At 60.9% G+C, this 4675-nt stretch carries 5 protein-coding genes and 1 tRNA gene; 5 read left to right on the forward strand and 1 reads right to left on the reverse strand.

Annotated elements, in window-relative coordinates:
• On the reverse strand, positions 1 to 336 hold a 336-nt coding region (locus tag VLU25_06745; GenBank protein HSR67623.1), incomplete at its 3' end, for a hypothetical protein.
• 120 nt (positions 337 to 456) lie between these two features.
• On the opposite strand from VLU25_06745, the gene VLU25_06750 reads away from it, so the two are divergent.
• The 5 genes from VLU25_06750 to VLU25_06770 all read left to right on the forward strand — a co-directional run.
• Positions 457 to 533, forward strand: a tRNA-Arg gene (locus tag VLU25_06750).
• Positions 534 to 981: 448 nt separating this feature from the next.
• A complete protein-coding gene (locus VLU25_06755) occupies positions 982 to 2070 on the forward strand; it encodes an SIR2 family protein (protein ID HSR67624.1) in 1089 nt (362 codons plus the stop codon).
• A gap of 64 nt (positions 2071 to 2134) precedes the next feature.
• The gene (locus tag VLU25_06760) at positions 2135 to 3577 is read left to right on the forward strand and encodes a class I SAM-dependent methyltransferase (GenBank protein ID HSR67625.1); all 1443 of its coding nucleotides are present in this window, start codon (positions 2135 to 2137) and stop codon (positions 3575 to 3577) included.
• A gap of 195 nt (positions 3578 to 3772) precedes the next feature.
• Positions 3773 to 4093 carry a helix-turn-helix transcriptional regulator gene (locus tag VLU25_06765; protein HSR67626.1) on the forward strand — a complete coding sequence of 107 codons (321 nt, stop codon included), beginning with the start codon at positions 3773 to 3775 and terminating at the stop codon, positions 4091 to 4093.
• On the forward strand, positions 4090 to 4675 hold a 586-nt coding region (locus VLU25_06770), incomplete at its 3' end, for a hypothetical protein (GenBank protein HSR67627.1). The genes VLU25_06765 and VLU25_06770, both read left to right, overlap by 4 nt.

Genomic DNA, 4675 nt, shown 5'->3' on the forward strand with positions numbered 1-4675 from the left:
GATGCCGATGCGGGCCTTGACCAGCGGCAGCAGCAGGTCGGCCAGGATGCTGGGCGTCGTATTGACGGTTCCGCGGATGGCGATCACATGCTGGTTGGGATTGTCGGTGTTCTTGAGCACCTGCCAGAAATTGTCCAGCAGGGTGGTGTCGGTGGGAGTGTAGGCCGGGTCGATCTGCCAGTTGCCGGGAGGCTTAGGCACCTTCATCTTGCAAGGCACCACGACATCGGAGGGCGGATTATCCGGCGTTCCCTCGTAGGTCTGCTGAGCAATGGCCAACATGACCACCGCCTCGTCAAAATTAAACCCGCCCTGAATCGACTTCGGAAACCCCATCACTCCTCCTCTACCGCGTTGGCTCGTTCCTACAATCTACCTGGCACGACACAAAACATCATCCCACCCCGCTTAACAAAGCCCCCACGTATAGTGTAAACTCCCCCTTCCTACCAGAGCGCGGCTGTAGCTCAGTTGGATAGAGCGACGGTCTACGAAACCGTAGGTCGCAGGTTCGAGTCCTGCCAGCCGCGCCATCTTTTTCCAGGCTCCCGAAAGTCTACGTCTTTCCAAGGCAAAATCACCGTGAGGAAGCGACGAAGTTTCGCCTCAGGATCTGAAGTCCTCGTCTAAGTAGTCATCGTGCTGTTCGGCCAGGTCGCCAAGCTGACTGTCACTCAATCCAACTAACTCCAACAGCCGTGAGGCTGCAAGCCCGCCAGGTGTGTCGGACTCTTCCAACCCTGCCGCGACCGACCGACGGACGATATCAGCAATCGAGGTGCGCTCTCGAAAGGCGAGGTTGCGGATCCGTTCGTATTGTTCTTCCTCCTGAATGCGCCGCAGCCAGGCAGTATATATCCTGGCGATTAGCCTCCTGGGCGGCTTTCTGGCCGCTAACCCCTTAAAAAATGCTTGCCCTTGCTTATGCCTATTGCCCGTCGCCGGTGGCGGTGCTACGGTATGCACAGGAGCACCTGCACGGTGGACGAGATTTACATTTTGGGAGCAGGAGCCTCTTTTGAGCACGGCGCTCCCCTCACCAAGGACATCCTTCCCTACGCCCTCAAGCTCGATGAGGGTGATGAGCGCCTTCAGATAGTGCGCTGTTTCTTGAAAGACATCTTCCATTTCGATGCTGAACAAGCTGCCGACGACGAGGACTCCTTTCCCAGTCTTGTCGATGCCTTGAGCGTCGTCGACCTGGCCCTCGACCGCCACGAGAATCTGGCCAAGAACTACGACCAGAAGAAGCTCCGCGAGGTGCGCCAAGCCCTTGAATATGCCGTTTTCCGCTCGTTGGAGCACTCTCTTTCCTCCCAGACCAGCAACCAGAGGCCGCGATCCAAGGCCACTTTGGACCTGATCCACAAACTGAATGCTGATTCCAAGGCGGCCATCATCTCCCTGAATTACGACGTCATCGTCGACATCGCCCTCTTTCGGCGCACCGACCAGTATTTCGAGTTCGAATCGGCCAGCACGGAGCGCTTGGAAGACGTGGAAGCCAGCACCCAACGCATCGACTACGGAGTGGAATTCGCCAACTTCGAGAAGGTGGAAGCCACGGTGGCCGAACCCGGCCAGGGATTTCCTCTCTACAAGCTGCACGGGTCCTTCAACTGGCTTCTCAGCAAGGTGACGGGCAACCTCTACTACGGCGGCCTGCAAAAAGCCGTTGGGGTGCTTTACGGAGGCGACATCGAGAGCCTCTACAGAGAAGGCGCGCAGCTTTTCGGGGAGCAGGTCTCCGCCCTGGAGCCGATCCTGGTCACTCCCACCCACCTGAAAGACCTGCGCAACCCGCACCTGGCGGGCATCTGGCGCAAAGCCGAAATGGCCCTGCGCCAGGCTAAGCGGGTCATCTTCATCGGCTACTCCCTGCCCGGGGACGACATGCACATCAAGTACTTGCTGAAAAGGTCCCTGGAAACCAATCCCCATAGGCGGCGGGCCGAGATCGTCGTAGTCAACCCGAGCAAGTGGGACCAGTCCAACTTCCGCAAGTTCTTCGGCGACCAGGTCGTCTCCCACCAGATGGGGTTCGCGGACTACGTCAACAACGTCATGTGAGCGCTTTGGCGCTCAAGAAGGTCAGGCTTACGCCTTGCTTGGCAAGAGTCTAGAATAGAGCGGCATGGACCGCCCAAGCCCTTCGACCGCCCGCCCCGCTTTTTTTCAGCGCTTCGGACAGGTCGACTTGAGTCTGGGTGATGTGGTCCCGCAGGAGGGGCCGGCGGTCAGTTCCGAGCGGACGCCCTACGCCGGATATCTGATGGGATTGGAGCCTTCTCCCTTTGATGATGCCGCAGGCGAGATGCGTGTCAGGGCTCTCAACGGCGGCCTGATGGAGGCCGACTTTCAAGAGCTCAATGGACTCCTGGAGGAGGCCAAAGCCGGTCGCAATCAGGCCCAAGACTTGTTTCGCCACTACGCCGCCGTCAAGGCTCTGGCGATGCAGGCGGCGCAGGTGCTCTTCGTCCATCACTGCGTCGTTGAAGGGCTGCCGCAACTTGTGGGGCATTATGAGAAGCGGGTTGAGGATGTGGCGGAGTTGATGGCTCAGCGGGGGTCTGGTCGATCGAACCTGCTCAACCCTCGAACCCGGCGTTTCTTCGCCTCGCTCATCCTGCTCCAGACGGCTTTTGACCGTATCTTCGTTCCGCCTGAGCCCATCGGACGCTACCGCTACCAGAGCGGCGAGTTTCGTCTTTCACCCGGATATCGCGACGCCACTGAATACCTCGACTTCTGCGCCATCTTCGAAGTGGAGGCCTCGCCAGCCGAACGCGAGCTGTGCGAGAACATCACCACGGGCTGGGGAGACGGGATCGGGCGTCCCGAGTGGGACCGTCTCAACTCGCTCTACTACCAGGGCCTGTGGGCCCACAGCGGCAAAGCCAACCTCTTCGCCACCCACTACAACCACCTGCTTGAACGCATGTTGCCCCAGTTCGCTTATTCCAAGGTGCGTCTGGCCGAGACGGTGGTAGCCGACCTCGAGGCCAGCCGGCCGGTGCGGGTGCTGGAGTTCGGAGCGGGGTCGGGAGCCTTCGCCATCGACCTGCTGATGGCCCTCAAGCGCCGGGGACTCCCTCAGGACCAAGTGGAATACCTGGGGCTGGAGCCCAGCACCTCCATGATCGAGGGCTTCGCTGAGAACACGCTGTCCAAGCTGGGACACGGCGCCGACCTGGGACAGTTCGGCCTGCGCCAGGGCAGTCTCGAGGAAGCGCAGGAACAGATCGAGGAGCTGAGCGCCTCTCCAGCGCGGGAAACAGTGGGTGTCTTTTCCTATTCTCCCCACCACATTCATCACAGCAGCTTAAAAGCTTTTCTCAGGGACGCCGAGGTGCGGCGGAGGCTGAGCCGCATCTATTTTTTGGAAGGCACCGAACGCCACGGCTGGACCAAGATGCTCTACATGTGGAGCGACTGTGAAAGTCCTGAGAACTTCCGCAATGTGACGGAAAGCGGAGATTGGCAGTCGCGGTTTCTCTGGGAGGAGCCGTCGGTGGCGATCCCAGAGTATCCCCATGTGACGAATGCCTGGTGCCGGGCCCGTCTGCTGACACCGTAGAGTCAGGGGCGAGTCCATTCTTGAGGCGGGTGGATTTCGCCGGATTGGGGCATTGCCTCCATCGCCGCAAGGATGCGCCTCCCACCAGGCGAGAGACGTTTCACTGCAAACGGGGCGCTATGCCTCCGGTAGCAGAGTGGGAAGAAAGTGTTGACCTGGGGTCAGAAGGCCGGTATTATTAGCAATGCTAGAAAAATGAAGAAAGAGACGTTGGGCGAGTTTGAACAGTTGGTGCTGCTGGGCTGCTTGCGGCTGGGCGAGGACGCCTACGCCGGAGGCATCGTGGAGGAGATCCGGCAGCGCACCGGCCGCGAGGTGGCCCATGCCGCGGTCTACATCGCGCTGCGCCGCATGCAGGCACAGCAATTGGTGTCTTCGCGGCTGGGCGATCCCACGCCGGAACGGGGAGGGCGGGCCAAGCGCTATTTCGAGGTGATGCCGCGAGGACGCAGACTGCTGGAAGAATCGCGTCAGGCCCTGATGAGCATGTGGGAAGGGGTGGAATCGGCCTCATGAGTCCTGGAGGCAACAAGCGGGCGCGTCCCCCATTGGGACGGATGCTGGAGCGTATCCTTCCAGCGGAGTGGCGCCAGGACATCGCCGGCGATCTGGAGGCCGACTGGCGCCGCCGTCGAACCGGCGCGGGACGGGCGAGAGCCGCCCTCTGGTACCTGCGCCAACTTGCGGGTTACCTGCTGCGCTGGCGGCAGATCCGCAAACTGGCGCACGTCTCCGCCCCAGCTCACAGCCAGAGGAGAAGATCAAAGGAGAGTTGGATGCATTCCTTGCTGCAAGACGTACGGCTGGCCGCCCGCTCCCTCAAGCGGAACCCGGGATTGGCCTTGGTCGTGATCGTGACCCTGGCGCTGGGCATCGGCGCCAACACGGCCATTTTCAGTCTGACCGACGAGGTGCTGCTGCGTTCCCTGCCGGTGGCAGATCCGGAACGCCTGGTGGCGGTCGAGGGGCAGCGAGCGGACGGGCGCGTTTCCATTTCCTACCCGCTTTTCACCGAACTGCAAGAGCAGCAAACCGTCCTCACCGGCCTCATGGCCGATGCCGGGGCCGGACTGGAGCGAGTCGAACTGGAAGGCCAGA

The organism is Acidobacteriota bacterium (assembly GCA_035471785.1).
Lineage (GTDB): Bacteria > Acidobacteriota > UBA6911 > RPQK01 > DATIPO01 > JANQFM01.